This window comes from bacterium (assembly GCA_040754625.1).
In the GTDB taxonomy this organism is placed as follows: Bacteria; JACRDZ01; JAQUKH01; order JAQUKH01; family JAQUKH01; genus JAQUKH01.
The window spans coordinates 1-13117 of record JBFMCF010000134.1; the positions used below are offsets into that span (position 1 = coordinate 1).

General features: G+C 35.9%; 24 protein-coding genes and 3 pseudogenes. 5 read left to right on the plus strand and 22 right to left on the minus strand.

Features of this window, described 5'->3' with window-relative positions; all coding sequences use genetic code 11:
* Positions 1-218 precede the first annotated feature (218 nt).
* Positions 219-851, plus strand: a complete 633-nt coding sequence (locus AB1498_12960) for a YfcE family phosphodiesterase (GenBank protein ID MEW6089203.1) — start codon at positions 219-221, stop codon at positions 849-851.
* Here the strand turns inward: AB1498_12960 and AB1498_12965 are convergent.
* From AB1498_12965 to AB1498_12980, 4 genes are all read right to left on the minus strand, one after another.
* Positions 816-1247, minus strand: coding sequence for a PIN domain-containing protein (locus AB1498_12965; protein MEW6089204.1), 432 nt, complete (start codon positions 1245-1247; stop codon positions 816-818). The genes AB1498_12960 and AB1498_12965 overlap by 36 nt on opposite strands.
* Complete coding sequence (locus tag AB1498_12970) at positions 1237-1455, minus strand: hypothetical protein (protein ID MEW6089205.1); 219 nt, start codon at positions 1453-1455, stop codon at positions 1237-1239. The genes AB1498_12965 and AB1498_12970 overlap by 11 nt, the downstream gene beginning before the upstream one ends.
* Before the next feature lie 37 nt (positions 1456-1492).
* Positions 1493-1693, minus strand: coding sequence for a hypothetical protein (locus tag AB1498_12975; protein ID MEW6089206.1), 201 nt, complete (start codon positions 1691-1693; stop codon positions 1493-1495).
* A gap of 67 nt (positions 1694-1760) precedes the next feature.
* Positions 1761-2090 (minus strand): nucleotidyltransferase domain-containing protein, encoded by a 330-nt coding sequence (locus AB1498_12980; protein MEW6089207.1) that lies wholly within the window; start codon positions 2088-2090, stop codon positions 1761-1763.
* 101 nt (positions 2091-2191) lie between these two features.
* On the opposite strand from AB1498_12980, the gene AB1498_12985 reads away from it, so the two are divergent.
* Positions 2192-2884 carry a YfcE family phosphodiesterase gene (locus AB1498_12985; protein MEW6089208.1) on the plus strand — a complete coding sequence of 231 codons (693 nt, stop codon included), beginning with the start codon at positions 2192-2194 and terminating at the stop codon, positions 2882-2884.
* A 296-nt stretch (positions 2885-3180) separates the two neighbouring features.
* On the opposite strand, the pseudogene AB1498_12990 reads toward AB1498_12985, so the two are convergent.
* The 4 genes and pseudogenes from AB1498_12990 to AB1498_13005 all read right to left on the minus strand — a co-directional run bounded on the left by AB1498_12990 (position 3181) and on the right by AB1498_13005 (position 4556).
* A pseudogene (locus AB1498_12990) lies at positions 3181-3264 on the minus strand (restriction endonuclease subunit S).
* A gap of 91 nt (positions 3265-3355) precedes the next feature.
* A pseudogene (locus AB1498_12995) lies at positions 3356-3533 on the minus strand (DUF1016 domain-containing protein).
* A 371-nt stretch (positions 3534-3904) separates the two neighbouring features.
* A complete protein-coding gene (locus tag AB1498_13000) occupies positions 3905-4087 on the minus strand; it encodes a hypothetical protein (protein MEW6089209.1) in 183 nt (60 codons plus the stop codon).
* Positions 4074-4556, minus strand: a complete 483-nt coding sequence (locus tag AB1498_13005) for a type II toxin-antitoxin system VapC family toxin (protein MEW6089210.1) — start codon at positions 4554-4556, stop codon at positions 4074-4076. Before AB1498_13005 ends, AB1498_13000 begins: the two co-directional genes overlap by 14 nt.
* Before the next feature lie 127 nt (positions 4557-4683).
* On the opposite strand from AB1498_13005, the pseudogene AB1498_13010 reads away from it, so the two are divergent.
* Both AB1498_13010 and AB1498_13015 read left to right on the plus strand, forming a co-directional pair.
* Positions 4684-4797: pseudogene (locus AB1498_13010) on the plus strand (Fic family protein).
* 12 nt (positions 4798-4809) lie between these two features.
* Positions 4810-4980 (plus strand): hypothetical protein, encoded by a 171-nt coding sequence (locus AB1498_13015; protein ID MEW6089211.1) that lies wholly within the window; start codon positions 4810-4812, stop codon positions 4978-4980.
* A gap of 32 nt (positions 4981-5012) precedes the next feature.
* On the opposite strand, the gene AB1498_13020 is transcribed toward AB1498_13015, so the two are convergent.
* The 3 genes from AB1498_13020 to AB1498_13030 form a co-directional block, all read right to left on the minus strand.
* A complete protein-coding gene (locus tag AB1498_13020) occupies positions 5013-5231 on the minus strand; it encodes a DUF6290 family protein (GenBank protein MEW6089212.1) in 219 nt (72 codons plus the stop codon).
* 111 nt (positions 5232-5342) lie between these two features.
* Positions 5343-5660, minus strand: a complete 318-nt coding sequence (locus AB1498_13025) for a hypothetical protein (GenBank protein MEW6089213.1) — start codon at positions 5658-5660, stop codon at positions 5343-5345.
* Positions 5653-5958 carry a toxin gene (locus AB1498_13030; GenBank protein ID MEW6089214.1) on the minus strand — a complete coding sequence of 102 codons (306 nt, stop codon included), beginning with the start codon at positions 5956-5958 and terminating at the stop codon, positions 5653-5655. The genes AB1498_13025 and AB1498_13030 overlap by 8 nt, the downstream gene beginning before the upstream one ends.
* 118 nt (positions 5959-6076) lie before the next feature.
* Here AB1498_13030 and AB1498_13035 point away from each other — a divergent pair, with 118 nt between their 5' ends.
* Positions 6077-6787, plus strand: a complete 711-nt coding sequence (locus AB1498_13035) for a DNA alkylation repair protein (protein ID MEW6089215.1) — start codon at positions 6077-6079, stop codon at positions 6785-6787.
* A 19-nt stretch (positions 6788-6806) separates the two neighbouring features.
* Here AB1498_13035 and arsB read toward each other — a convergent pair whose 3' ends face one another.
* The 11 genes from arsB to AB1498_13090 form a co-directional block, all read right to left on the minus strand.
* The gene (arsB, locus tag AB1498_13040) at positions 6807-7847 is read right to left on the minus strand and encodes an ACR3 family arsenite efflux transporter (protein MEW6089216.1); all 1041 of its coding nucleotides are present in this window, start codon (positions 7845-7847) and stop codon (positions 6807-6809) included.
* 15 nt (positions 7848-7862) lie between these two features.
* A complete protein-coding gene (locus AB1498_13045; protein MEW6089217.1) occupies positions 7863-8030 on the minus strand; it encodes a hypothetical protein in 168 nt (55 codons plus the stop codon).
* A 41-nt stretch (positions 8031-8071) separates the two neighbouring features.
* Positions 8072-8431: a metalloregulator ArsR/SmtB family transcription factor gene (locus tag AB1498_13050; protein MEW6089218.1), complete on the minus strand. Its 360-nt coding sequence runs from the start codon at positions 8429-8431 to the stop codon at positions 8072-8074.
* Between the two features lie 142 nt (positions 8432-8573).
* Positions 8574-9137: a hypothetical protein gene (locus AB1498_13055; GenBank protein MEW6089219.1), complete on the minus strand. Its 564-nt coding sequence runs from the start codon at positions 9135-9137 to the stop codon at positions 8574-8576.
* 13 nt (positions 9138-9150) lie between these two features.
* The gene (locus tag AB1498_13060; GenBank protein ID MEW6089220.1) at positions 9151-10050 is read right to left on the minus strand and encodes a phosphate/phosphite/phosphonate ABC transporter substrate-binding protein; all 900 of its coding nucleotides are present in this window, start codon (positions 10048-10050) and stop codon (positions 9151-9153) included.
* Between the two features lie 29 nt (positions 10051-10079).
* Positions 10080-10808 carry an ABC transporter permease gene (locus tag AB1498_13065; GenBank protein MEW6089221.1) on the minus strand — a complete coding sequence of 243 codons (729 nt, stop codon included), beginning with the start codon at positions 10806-10808 and terminating at the stop codon, positions 10080-10082.
* Position 10809: 1 nt separating this feature from the next.
* Positions 10810-11574, minus strand: coding sequence for an ATP-binding cassette domain-containing protein (locus AB1498_13070; protein ID MEW6089222.1), 765 nt, complete (start codon positions 11572-11574; stop codon positions 10810-10812).
* Positions 11575-11576: 2 nt separating this feature from the next.
* Positions 11577-11897 carry a DsrE family protein gene (locus AB1498_13075; protein ID MEW6089223.1) on the minus strand — a complete coding sequence of 107 codons (321 nt, stop codon included), beginning with the start codon at positions 11895-11897 and terminating at the stop codon, positions 11577-11579.
* A 78-nt stretch (positions 11898-11975) separates the two neighbouring features.
* Positions 11976-12269, minus strand: a complete 294-nt coding sequence (locus AB1498_13080; protein ID MEW6089224.1) for a glycine betaine ABC transporter substrate-binding protein — start codon at positions 12267-12269, stop codon at positions 11976-11978.
* The gene (locus AB1498_13085; protein MEW6089225.1) at positions 12266-12598 is read right to left on the minus strand and encodes a hypothetical protein; all 333 of its coding nucleotides are present in this window, start codon (positions 12596-12598) and stop codon (positions 12266-12268) included. The genes AB1498_13080 and AB1498_13085 overlap by 4 nt, the downstream gene beginning before the upstream one ends.
* Positions 12595-13074: a class I SAM-dependent methyltransferase gene (locus AB1498_13090; GenBank protein ID MEW6089226.1), complete on the minus strand. Its 480-nt coding sequence runs from the start codon at positions 13072-13074 to the stop codon at positions 12595-12597. Before AB1498_13090 ends, AB1498_13085 begins: the two co-directional genes overlap by 4 nt.
* Between the last annotated feature and the right edge of the window lie 43 nt (positions 13075-13117).

A 13117-nucleotide genomic window follows, 5' to 3' on the forward strand; every position in this document is an offset into this window, starting at 1 on the left:
ATCGTGTTAAATACACTTGCCAATTCTCTCAAATCCCTCTTAATCTCCCTTTTCTAAAGGGAGAAATCTAAAATTTACCCCGTTTCAAAACTTTCATTCCTTTCATACCTATTTTGACATTATCAAAAATTATTCTGTTATTTATATATCCCAGAATTTTTATTTCATCCATATTTTTTTGGAACTGATGCAGTATAATAATAAGAGGGGATTTAAATATGAAAATTGCTGTATTCGGAGATGTCCACGGAAACATAGAGGCGTTAAAAACAGCCTATGATGCTGTAACTCCTCTTAAAATGGATAAGATATATCATCTCGGCGACCTTGGAGGTTACGCGCCGTTTGTAAATGAGGTTGTGGATTTTCTTATCGAGCATAAAATTGAAGGCGTGCAGGGAAACTATGATTTCAACGTTGCCAATGACAGCGAACACTGCGGGTGTAAATATGAGGATGCCATTCAAGCCGGTTTCGCGCAGGAATCGTTTGAGTGGACAAAGAAACATGCCTCTCTCAAAAGCAAAGAATACATGAAAAACCTGCCGACCGATATTTCTTTCTCCGCTCACGGGAAAAGAGTGAAACTCTTTCACGCCCCACCCATAAAAATAACCTTTATCTGGTATGAAGAAAGGCCCGATAAATTTTTTCTTGAAATGGCCGGAAAAACAGATGCCGATTTGTTGATTTACGGGCATACCCATAAGCCTTACAGAAAGGATATACAGGGAAGGGTTTTCATAAACGCCGGAAGCGTCGGCAAACCAAAAAATGGAAACCCGAGGGCCTGCCCTTGTATTTTGCGGATAGGCTCAAGGAAGCGAGATGAATGGATTTTCAATCTTTAATCCTTTAATTACCTGCCCTTCTTTTAAATCTTCGCTGTATAGTATACTACATTTAGCTTTCAGGGCGGACGCGATAATTAAGGAATCATAGAAACTATACCCTGTTTCATATTTTATGTCTAACGCTTCATTATATAATTCCATTGTTGAAAACACTTCACAGATTGGATTTAAAAACTTATTTAAATATTCTTTACAATCGTTTATTTTAAGTGGAACCTTGAATTTATTTAACGCTACATTACAAAATTCTTGAATTACCTGATAACTTACAATACCTTTATTTTGATTTATTGCTTCTGAGATAAGTTTTTTTGCGGCCTTCTGTTTAAAAGGATTTTCATTATCAAACGAGTATACGACTATATTCGTATCAATGAAATACTTACCTTTCATTCATCTCTTCCCTTGTAAATTTTTTGCCGGATTTCACATAATTTACTTTATCCATAAATTTATCGTAATCATGGGATATGGTTAAGCTGCCGATATAATTTTTAATCCATCTCCTGAACAATTCATTCAAAGTTGTGTTTTCATTGTTTGCTTTATTCCTTGCTTTTTTGATTAAAATATCCTCGGCGCTTAAAGTTATATTTTTCAGCATATTTCCCCTCCTTACACTACATAAGCATACACAATTACAGTGTGCGTGTCAATATAATTTTTTTAGCCATACTGCTTTTTATTATTCTTAAATAATGTTCGGCAATCGCGAAATTTTCACCCGACCTGAATTCTTCAATGGACAATTCTTTGATATTGTTCAGTTTGGCCAGGTCATTTTGAATCTCATCTATTTTCCCCAGTATTGTATTTTTGCTTAATGGAATATTTTTCATCAAATCCTCGCTAAAACCATTTTATCGAATTCTTTCGCGACGGGTTCAAAATCGCTGTGAAGCAGCATTATTTTTTCTTCATAAGACGCTCTGAATTCTGGAGAAATCTCATATGCCACCTTGCCGTATTTAATGGCGTTAAATTGAAGCGACAGAGGTGCGGATTGTAAAAAAACAATGTCAATTTCAGCTTTCTGTTTCCTGTTCGCTGTTGTGAAAATAACGAATATAGTTTTTCGAAAATCAGCAGCAGTCTGGCATTTTCAACAGGTTCGACAAAAACAATACCGATATCCATATCACTATCTTTTTTCGCCAGGCCCTGGACCCTTGAACCAAATAAATACACAAGCCCGATATTCAATTTTTCAAGTTCGTTTTTGATTTTATTAAACATATTGAGAGTATATCATATAACAAAAATCCGTCAATAAATATGATAATTTGAATTCAATCCCTGATAAGAGTATAATAAGACAATGTTAATCGCGGTCAGACATACACGGAAATATAGAGGCTTTAAAAGCAGCTCATAACGCCGTAAATACTCTCAAAGTTGATAAGATATATCATCTCGGCGACTTGGGAGGTTACGCGCCGTTTGTAAATGAGGTTGTCGATTTTCTTATGGAACATAAGATAGAAGGCGTTCAGGGAAATTATGATTTTAATGTGGCCAGCAACAGCGAACACTGCGGGTGCAAATACGAGGACGCCGTCCAGGCTGAATTCGCTCAAAAATCATTCGAGTGGACCAAGGCGCGTACCTCTCCCGAAAGCAAAGAATATATGAGAAACCTGCCTGCCGAAATTTCTTTTTCCGCTCACGGGAAAAGAGTGAAACTCTTTCACGCCACACCTCATAAGAATAATTTGTATTGGTATGAAGACCGCCCTGATAAGTTTTTTCTTCAGATGGCTGAAAAAACAGACGCTGATTTAATGGTGTACGGACACACCCATAAACCTTACAGAAAAGATATAATGGGAAAAATTTTCATTAACGCGGGAAGCGTCGGCAAACCTAAAGACGGAGATACAAGAACTTGCGTGGCATTGATTAACATTGCAGACGAAGGAATTAAAAGCAAGTTTTTTAGAATACCTTACGATGTAGAAAAAACAGTTCAAACCATTCGTGAGAGCGGCCTGCCCGCGTATTTCGCGGATAAACTCAGGGAAGGCCGGTGAATATAATAGAAACAACAATGCTTCTTTTGGGAGAATAAGTCTCCATAAAAGCGGACTGCCTCTTCGGTAAGGCAATATTAAGCATCCTTTTAATATTTTCCATTTCGCGTAATTCTCCAATTTAGCATTACTATTTTGGAGTATATTCCAATTTTATCCGTTTTTTTGTCAACTAAAATTAGTTATTGTCATCTATCCTATCTATTCATTGTTTTTCAAATCTCCCGCTATTTCCTGCAATTGTTCCAACGCGGCCTGCAATTCTTCAACTAATTCGAAAGGAAAGAACATTCGCCTCTTTCGTCATCCATTTTTAGGAAAAGAAGAAATGTCAACTGCTCGACATAATCGCCGTAGGATAATCCGTCATCGCGCAAAATATCGCAGTAATTCCATCATGTTCATCTTTCCCCTCCGGCAAATTTTGGGCAATCCAATGCCCGCCTTTATTTGGGCCCATTCTGTCTATTTCAATTGCGAACGCAGTGCGTTCACAATTGGAAAAGTCTGATAAATACTGTTCTTCTTCAAATATACTTTTCCCTATATGCCAATACATCAGCACACGCGGGAAGTCCACATTGCGAATGGCCGCGCGTGACTGATTTATGATTTCTTTGATTTCAGAGATAAAATTTTTACGCATCATTTTGCTCATATTTCATTCCTCTTCAACCGGCAGATTCATTATAGTCCAGCCGTGAACATTTTATGAAATCCCGGTCCGATATTTTCGGAAAGCCTTATTAATCCTGCCATTCGATATCCTACAATTTTTTAATCAATTCTTGTTTTTTCATATACATTCGCGGTTTTTAAATTTTCGCATAACATCCGAACTCATATTTTACCTGTTTTCATACTAGGATTCCATTCATTTTTAAATTGAATTTTATAAGGCCTTGGAGATCGTTGTCCCCGGCGAGGAAGATTAAAATCAACGAAGGGCTGAGGGATTTGATAAGGGAAAACGCTACAAAAATGGCAGCCGTAAAAAATAATTATCGATGCGCAAAAATATTATGCGAAAATTTCTTCTTTTTTACAATTCTTTCGCCATTGTTCAAGCTTTTTCAACGCATCACGGTTAAATTCATCTATTGCAGTATTCTCTATTTTCTTATGGATTTTATGGCGTATCTCATGTAATTCCCACAAGGTTTCATCTTCTTCTTTTTTATAATCGTTTCTATAAATTCCCATATTTTGAACCTCCAAACATTTCCAATGAACTTATTTCTATTAATTGATGTTTTTTCCTTTTATTAATCTCATGAATTTTTCGTATCGGATTTAAACTTACCACATGCTTAAAATTCCACGCGGCTAACGCTTCGATCTTATTTACTGTTGCTATTGCTACATGGTAAGCATCTTCTGGTTCACTCTTTGGTATTGCTCCCCGCTTTATATATTCTTCTGCTAATTTTTTTGCTTCTTCAGTAAATTTCAAAACCTCTATTTTATGTTCCACTAATAAATTTTTAATATTCTCTCTTTTTTCTATATTTTTAAACTTTTCAATTTCCTCAATCGTTATAACTGAAACAAATAATTCAAACCGTTCAGTCTCGTTTTCAAACCATTTCTGAGTTATTAATTGACGAATGGGTTTTGAATAATCAAAATATGCACTTATTATTGAAGTGTCTAAATATATCTTCGTTTTCATGCCTAAATATTATACCACATTCCCTATTACCGTTTTATTCATTTTTTGTTTCCTTTTCACCTTCAGAATAAATCGCTTTTAAATGTAAAGTAACATTCTGCGGGGTAATCTGGTATAATTCCGCCATATCGGCAAAGCCGCTAAAAAAACTGATGATATTATTTCTTCAGCCACATCAGTTCACAGCCGTTTTGAACAAATTCATCCATTTTCCGACGGTAACGGGCGTATCGGGCGAATTCTGATGTGCGCCATGTTTCTAAAAACCAATATGGCTCCGGCTATTATAAAGCAAGAACAAAAACAACTATATTATACTTATCTTTTTAAGGCGCAGGCAAAAGACGATCAAAGCCAGTTGGAAAATTTTTTATGCGACGCGGCAATGGATGGATTCAAAATTTTAGAACGTAAGCCTCTGTAAACAATTCGCCCGATTATTTTGGGGCAAATTTTCTAAATACTTTTTATTATCTCTTCAGCAGAATAGAAATGCACTTTTTTATTTTTTTCTTTTATTTCAAAATCATTGATCTCTTTTTTGTCTACTAAATTTTCATACATTTCTATCATGGATTTCTTTAACAGTTTTGAACGGTCTTCATCATAATAGTCTTCTAATCTTTTTAAAACTTTTTCTTCATATGGATTAAATCTTACAGATATTACAGCCATTGTTTATAAACCTCCTCTCGTTTTGCTATACTAATAATGAAATAATTCTCATTTTCAATATAAAATATCGCCCTGAACTTGTTTTTTCTCATTCTGTAATAAATCTGTGTTCTATGTTTTATTTCCTTTATTATAAACCGCCTTTTTTTCCATCAACTGCCCTGTAACATATTTGTGCAGGACACTTTTCACCAAGGTTGAATATTTTAGTCCTTCCTGTTTTGCTTTACGTTTTATCTTTCCTAATTCCGCGGCGTCAATACGAATGTTCATCTTCGTTTCCTTCATAATATAACTTTTTGCCGCGCTCTTAAGCTCATCTTGCCGCTTTCTGCCGGGTGTTTTAACTTTTTTTAAATCTATTTCCCCATAACCTTCAATTAACTCTTTTTCTTCATTATCTATATATTGAGTATTATATTTATTCATTTTTTTCTCCATTTATTAAATGTTTGAATTTTCTGTTAGGATAAATTGTCTTTAAAAATATTACCTTACCGTTTTTTACATATGGAACACAATACGCATAATTATCTATATTAACCACAAACATGCTTTGATCTGGAAATTTTTTCTGATTAGGATGCTCTATTTCCAATAAAACACCTTCTTTGCCAATTGCTTCAATTACTTCATCAAAAGAAATACCTCTGCTTTCAATTAAAACCTCGTTCTTTTCTTTGCTGAATTTGAATTCCATAATTTTATAATACAATATTGTGCGCACATTGTCAATCTTTTTAAAAAAAATACTTTAAGTATTTGATAATTTAAAGTACAACTTTAAATTGTCAAGAGATTTTTTGTTTTGTAATCCTTATAAATTTTGATAATATATTAAACGCATGAACAGTATAATCAACGAAATCCGCAAGGAACTGAAACAAAACGCCGACGAAAAGACAAAAAAAACCGGCCAGAATTTTTTCAAGGAAAAAATAAAGGTTTACGGCGTAAAAACTGCCATTGTCAGTAAAATCGGGAAAAAATATTTTAAGAACATAAGCGGCAAGGACAAGGCCGTGATATTCGGCCTCTGTGAAGGACTCTTGAAATCAGGATATATGGAGGAAGCTTTTATCGCTTATAATTGGTCGTATTTTCTCCACGAAAATTATGAACCCAAGGATTTTAAAATATTTGAAAAATGGGTTAACAATTATGTCCGAAACTGGGCGGAATGCGATACATTGTGCAATCACGCGATCGGGTCATTTATTGAGACATTTCCCCAATATATAAAAAAGCTTAAAACCTGGACCAAATCGAAAAACAGGTGGGTTAAACGCGCCTCAGCCGTAACGTTGATTCTGCCCGCGAGAAAAGGAATGTTTCTTGAAGATGTTTTTGAAACAGCCGACAGCCTGCTGGCTGACAAGGACGACCTTGTGCAAAAAGGATACGGCTGGATGCTTAAAGAAGCAAGCCGTAAACACGAGAAGCAAGTTTTTGATTATATAACAGCGCGTAAAAATACCATGCCTCGCACCGCCCTGCGTTACGCCATTGAAAAAATGCCCCCGGAATTAAAGAAAAGAGCAATGAAAAAGGATTGAAGAACAATTCATTCGATTATTATTCCTTAAACCAGTGCGTGGTCTTATTCGAAAAACTAACCAGGCTCAGCATTATCGGAACCTCGGTCAGAACACCCACAACCGTCGCGAGGGCCGCGCCGCTTTTAAGGCCGAAAAGGGAAATCGCGACGGCCACCGACAATTCAAAAAAATTACTCGCGCCGATCATCGCGGCCGGAGACGCGATATTATGTTTTAAACGCCATTTTTTTGACCAGAAATACCCTATAATAAAAATAAAATAAGTTTGAATGGATAATGGGGCCGCTATAAGTAAAATATGCAGCGGATTTTCGATGATGATATTTCCCTGAAACGCGAAAAGAATAACCAGCGTCAATAAGAGCCCCAGGATTGTTACAGGCTTTAATATCTTTAAAAATACATTTTCAAACCATTCCGGCCCTTTATATTTAAGCAATAATACCCTTGAAATATACCCAAGAGTAAGAGGAACAACTACAAAAAGAACGGTAGAATAAATTAAGGTATCATATGGCACGATAATCTCGTTTACACCCAGCAGAAATTTAACAATAGGCACAAAAGCGACAAGTATCACCAAATCATTAATTGCAACCTGAACAAGGGTATATGCCGGGTCGCCATCAGTAAGGTAACTCCAGACAAAAACCATCGCGGTGCAGGGTGCCGCACCAAGAAGTATCGCGCCCGCGATATATTCTTTCGCCAATGACGGGTCTATAAAAGCGGGAAAAATGTATTTTAAAAATATTGCCGCGAAAATAGCCATGGTAAATGGTTTTATAAGCCAGTTTACAACTAACGTCACAACAAGGCCTTTTGGTTTTTTGCCCGCCTTGACAATGCTTGAAAAATCAATCTGGACCATCATCGGATAGATCATAAGCCAGATAAGAACAGCTACCGGGATGTTTACCCTCGCTACTTCATACTTACTCAAGAAGGTAACACCCACGGGAAATACTTTTCCAGCCAATACGCCCGCTATAATACATAATACCACCCATATTGAAAGATATTTTTCAAAAAATGAAAGTTTCGCGGTTTCAGACATTAGAATACTCCTTCTTTATTTTGTAAAGTCTTTTATAGGGTCAGATGAGTCAAGGTGTGATTTTAATTTCAACCGTTCCTCTTCCGCAATTTTCTCACGAATCATTTTTATAAATTCTATCGCTTCTGTTTTATCATCGTCTATTATAATCCGTTCAAGATTCAATAATTCTTTGTCAGTCAATTTGATAACCTTTATCGTTTGTTTTTCCTTGAATTATAAGGTTACCGCCTTCTTGTAGTCAATTTATTCATTGGTTTGTCCACACATTTCTTCATATTATTTAAATCTTTTTTAAATAAATCGTGCTTTTTAATAAAGTAATCTTTTAAATATTTTTGGATAAATATTTCAAGCTCATTTTTAGGTTTAAGAAGAGAATAAAATATCCACAACCCCTCCCGCCTGTCATGGATAAGCCCGGCATTTTTAAGAACAGTGAGATGACGGGATACCTTTGCCTGGCTTAATTCCAAGGCCCATTCCAACTGGCAAACACACAATTCCCGCTGGGATAAAAGTATCATAATCCTTAAGCGGGTTTCTTCCGACAGCGCTTTAAATAAATTCAATTCTTCTTTCATTTTGCCGCCTCCACTATATAACTGTAATCGATTATACGATTATTTATCGCTATTGTCAAGTGAATTTTAATTATCCGACTTTAATCCTAAAAATCCAATCTTAAAAAATTAAAGTTAAACTTAAAATGATTTTCATTGTTTTCTACTCACACCCCGCACCGATCTTCCTTGTTAAATAATAGGCGTTTTTTATTCCCTGCTTTGCATCTTTATCATCAGGGTTGGCCTTATTTATCTTTTTCAGTTCAACAATGGTCTCTTTAATCGCAGTCTTTATTTCTTCACCCAAAAATATTTGAGAATGATTATCCATGTAATCGGGAACCAATTCGGCAGCCCTTCGATATTCTAAAATCGACGCGGAATAATTTTTTTTCTCGTAATAAATGCGGGCTAATTCCAGGTGAGCAATAACAGATTTTTCATCCAGCATAATAATCTTCTTATATTCCTCAATAGCCTCTTCAGGTAAACCCCTGTTTTTTAAAATTTTTGCCAACTCGTGACTGGTTCTAAATTTTTCTGATTTTTCTATATTATCATTATAGACAAAATGCTCAATTTGTTTATGGCCTGAGGAGTTCCCAATCGGCGGATTATTATTGTAAGAAAACTCTTTCGTATTTCCTATAAAAAGAGAAAAAATAGCAATTGAAATTCCTCCGAGAGCAATAAAACTTATTCGTTCAATATTGGAGTCTGGCATGATTCTCTCCAAATTAATATTTTTCATAAGGCGGAAGTTCCGCCCGCTTTGCCATTTTACGAAGAATGTCATAATCTTTATCATTAACCTCTACAAAACCGTCAATCCAGCCGCGTTTTAATACTAACAAACGCTCTCCATTCGCGTCTATTCCTGTATCGTCTGGTTTCAACCCCAAAAGAACATTCTTTACCTGTTTAATCAAACCGTCATCAATCTCTTTTCTGGCGGCCAGGGTACAATAAGGGACCATTTCTGATTTGGCAATAATACGAAAATCACCCGGTTCAAATTTCTTTTCCTTTACGGCATCTTTGACGTCATCCAGCCGGGCAGCGCCGGCATCAAAGGCCTTATAATAAACAGCATAGAGAACTTTATCATGTTTAAACGAGCCAAAAGGGATTGCATAATAACCTAAATCTATTTCAGGATCGAGACCGTTCTGTTTGAGCAAATCATAAACACAATAAAAACCGTCCGTGGAAAAACTTGGGCCAAAAACAAACCTTTTATTTTTTAAGCCTGAAACAGTCTTTATATCACTATCATTACGGACAATAATTATTCCCGCGCTGTCTTTTCCCCCTGTCCCGCTTTTCTCTCCCAAAATCAGTTTGGCATTATAATTTTCTTTTAAAATAATATAAATAACAGAATTGGCATGGACAAAATCTATCTTTTTATCACGAAAGACATCTTCGATTTCATAAGTATTTAGATAAACCGCCTCAAACTTTCTCCCTAATTTCTGGCTTAAAAAGTTCGTCAAAGGGTCGAACCGGCCGCTTGTTTCTTTTAAATCGTTACAAATCATATAGCCGATTTTTATTGTGTCTTCAGCCATGGAATTTTCCGTCCAGATGGCGATTGGAAAAAATATTATAGATGCTAGGAAAAATAATCTTTTCATTCGAAAATCTCCATATAAATAATTCTCCTCTATTCAAACTTTCTATAAAGTAATTTTACTGCCGGAATAACAAAAACGATAAAAAAGCAAATAAGAATTAAAACATCCGAAAAAATCATATTTTCTAAACCAGCAGAAAACGAGCCTTTGATACCTTCTATAGTATAAGTCAGTGGTAATACATAAGAAAAATACTGTAATGCTAAAGGCATCTTCGATATGGGATAGACAACTCCGCTTAAAAATATCATTAAAAACCGCGGAAGATTAAGTAATGTCTGAGCCTCAAAAACTTCTTTCACCATCACGCATAAAAGAGCACCAAGAGACGAAAATACAAAGAGTGAAGAGATGGTGATTAACATAAGGTAAAGAAAATTAGGATGAAGCCCGAGCATAATTATTGAACCTATTGTTACTACAGATGTCATCAAAAAGCCGAAAATAACGCCTCCCAGGATCTTTCCAAGAAGTACAGCAGTTATACTAATGGGCGCTAAAAGCAATCTTTCTAAGGAACCGAGTCTTAGTTCGAAATTTATAACCACTGCCTCAGCAGCGGTAGTGCTGAAGAGAATCGTCATTGCAATCAAGCCGGGCACTAATTCCTTAAAATCGACGGGGTTTCTTAAATAAAAAGCTAAAATCCAGGTAATCGGAAAGACAATGCCCCAGCTGACTGCCGGCGGCTTAAAATAGTAAGTCTTTATATCTTTCAAAGCGATATAGAAAATACCTCGTAAGTTATCGCGCCACATCTCACTTTCCTTTCTCAATTGCTAAAACCTCTGGTTCTAAACCTGTAATATTCATAAATGCCTCTTCCAATGATTTTCTATCGGTTTTTGCCTTTAAAGCTTGTGGAGTATCAATCGTCAAAATTCTTCCCTTCACGAGAATAGCTGCACGGCCGCATAAAAGGTCTGCCTCTTCTAAATAGTGGGTGGTAAGGAAAATAGTTATTCCCTGCTTGCGAAGATTAGATATTAAATTGCGCAAAGATCTGGCTGCGACTACATCTAATCCAACTGTAGGCTCATCAAGAAAAAGGACTTTAGGATTATGAATTAGTGAGGCGGCAATTGTTAATGCTCGCTTCATGCCGCGGGAAAACGTGCGAAAAAGGCTGTCTTTACGCTCATAGAGTTTAAAGGTTTTCAGTAAATCCTGCGCTTTTTTCCTGCGTTCAAATACCGGGACGCCATAAAGCTGCGCCATAAATATCAGATTATCCATTGCGGATAATTCATCATAGAGATTGGAAATTTCCGGAACAACCCCAATATGTTTCTTTATCTGCACAATTTGTGATTTAATATCAAAGCCTAAAATAGATGCCTTCCCGTCCGTGGGTTTAGAAAGTCCTGTAAGCATCCTTATGGTTGTGGTCTTTCCTGCGCCATTCGGACCCAAAAATCCAAAAACCTCGCCTTTCTCAACTTCAAAGTTGATATGGTCAACAGCAGGAATCTCACCATAAAATTTCGTTAAATCTGATACTTGGATAACTATATCTTTGTTCATTTTTAAAATGTAATAATTTTATCAGCCCATTTTATTATCTCATACATATCTTTCATTGTTGAAAGATGGCATATTTCAGAACCTTCTGATTGGCGAATTTTGAGGCATGTTCCGCAAGCAAATATTTTTCCATTTTTTTCGACAAACAATTTCATCTGTTCTGTCACCTTATATTTATCCGTATCAATGGTTTCACACTCCACCCCCTTTGCCAATAAAAATACTTTTACTTCATCATCTTCTTTTAAGGCAAAATTCCCAAACCTAAAAGCATTCCAAACTGTTTCCGGATCATTTGAATAAATAATTATTCCGAATCTCATATTTTCTCCTGTTTACCTAAGTTTAATAGTTTTCCTAACTCATTGACGCCATTTCAAACCTCTAAGATACTGCTTCTTTTAAATCAACTTTTTCTCTTTCAAGAAAGCTCTTGCCGCATCATGGGCTGGTTCCCCGTCTTTGTCTACCTTTTTTAAAAGTTCCTGATAAGCTTTATCGTCGATAATTCCGCCTAGTTTATCCAGCAGCCTTGGAAGAGCGGGGAATTTTTTAATGGTATCTTTTCGAATAACAGGCGCTGCCAAACACGGCAAGCCCAGTTTATTAACATCCTCATTTTTGCAAATTTTGCTTTCAAATCCAAACGGTTTCAGCCATACAAGATTCAGCTTTTCCTGATATTCCTGCCTCACAACCTCAAATATTTTATCCTTCGCGGGAATATCCTTTTTTTCAGAACCTCAATTAAAGCTGCGCAGGTATATTCAACAAAAATATCCAAATCGCCTTTTTCTAACAGGTCATGCCCCTTTTCGTTTTGCTCTAAAACTTTAACTACAGCGGTCGTATCTGTTCTTTCCCTAATAAAAATCGCCAGCATTTCCGCTAAGAGCATTGACTCGGAAGTTTTCTCCTGTCCTATATATATTGTTCTTCCTATACAGGCTAAAGACATATTTATATTAAAAATATTCATCAATAATAAGAAGAAAGGAACAGACGCAATTGTTTTTTTTCTCATTTTTCCATCTCTTCCTTCCAGCAATGGGGGTCAGGTATTCCTGCTTTTTTGCACACATATGTAGTTATATAACCATCATTGTATTTCTTAAAATAAATCCCTGCTTTTTTAAAATCTTCTCCCGATATCTTCTCTAAATCTAATGTGCTGCCTTTGTGAACGTCTCCTTGTTTTCTGTAAACCTTATTTACCAATAACATGCCTTTTTTGTTTAAATCCGAAATAATGATTTTACCTCCCGGCCGTGTTATCCTAATCATCTCTTGGACACTCTTTTTGGGTTTTTTAACATCATGCAGAAAATTTGCCGAAATAACTGTATTAAATGAATCATCTCTGAATTTCATACTTTGTGCATCCATATGTGTAAATTTGATTTTACTTAAAACTTTAGGTTCTGTTGAAATCCTCAAATAGAAATAAATCAAGAGGCCGAGTTGGAGGCCTCGATGAATATTGTAAATTATACCGAGCAATAAAACTTCGTGAATTCGGAGTTTTATTAAGCGAGCTAAGACA

Bases quoted from the DNA above. Each gene is read 5' to 3' on its own strand.
- AB1498_13085 (MEW6089225.1), bottom strand. From the start codon at position 12,598: ATGAGAAAAAAAACAATTGCGTCTGTTCCTTTCTTCTTATTATTGATG.
- arsB (MEW6089216.1), bottom strand. From the start codon at position 7,847: ATGTCTGAAACCGCGAAACTTTCATTTTTTGAAAAATATCTTTCAATA.
- AB1498_12975 (MEW6089206.1), bottom strand. From the start codon at position 1,693: ATGAAAAATATTCCATTAAGCAAAAATACAATACTGGGGAAAATAGAT.
- AB1498_12980 (MEW6089207.1), bottom strand. From the start codon at position 2,090: ATGTTTAATAAAATCAAAAACGAACTTGAAAAATTGAATATCGGGCTT.
- AB1498_13000 (MEW6089209.1), bottom strand. From the start codon at position 4,087: ATGGGAATTTATAGAAACGATTATAAAAAAGAAGAAGATGAAACCTTG.
- AB1498_12965 (MEW6089204.1), bottom strand. From the start codon at position 1,247: ATGAAAGGTAAGTATTTCATTGATACGAATATAGTCGTATACTCGTTT.
- AB1498_13070 (MEW6089222.1), bottom strand. From the start codon at position 11,574: ATGAACAAAGATATAGTTATCCAAGTATCAGATTTAACGAAATTTTAT.
- AB1498_13020 (MEW6089212.1), bottom strand. From the start codon at position 5,231: ATGGCTGTAATATCTGTAAGATTTAATCCATATGAAGAAAAAGTTTTA.
- AB1498_12960 (MEW6089203.1), top strand. From the start codon at position 219: ATGAAAATTGCTGTATTCGGAGATGTCCACGGAAACATAGAGGCGTTA.
- AB1498_13005 (MEW6089210.1), bottom strand. From the start codon at position 4,556: ATGAAAACGAAGATATATTTAGACACTTCAATAATAAGTGCATATTTT.
- AB1498_13015 (MEW6089211.1), top strand. From the start codon at position 4,810: ATGTTTCTAAAAACCAATATGGCTCCGGCTATTATAAAGCAAGAACAA.
- AB1498_13060 (MEW6089220.1), bottom strand. From the start codon at position 10,050: ATGAAAAGATTATTTTTCCTAGCATCTATAATATTTTTTCCAATCGCC.
- AB1498_13050 (MEW6089218.1), bottom strand. From the start codon at position 8,431: ATGAAAGAAGAATTGAATTTATTTAAAGCGCTGTCGGAAGAAACCCGC.
- AB1498_13055 (MEW6089219.1), bottom strand. From the start codon at position 9,137: ATGCCAGACTCCAATATTGAACGAATAAGTTTTATTGCTCTCGGAGGA.
- AB1498_13075 (MEW6089223.1), bottom strand. From the start codon at position 11,897: ATGAGATTCGGAATAATTATTTATTCAAATGATCCGGAAACAGTTTGG.
- AB1498_13025 (MEW6089213.1), bottom strand. From the start codon at position 5,660: ATGAATAAATATAATACTCAATATATAGATAATGAAGAAAAAGAGTTA.
- AB1498_13035 (MEW6089215.1), top strand. From the start codon at position 6,077: ATGAACAGTATAATCAACGAAATCCGCAAGGAACTGAAACAAAACGCC.
- AB1498_13065 (MEW6089221.1), bottom strand. From the start codon at position 10,808: ATGTGGCGCGATAACTTACGAGGTATTTTCTATATCGCTTTGAAAGAT.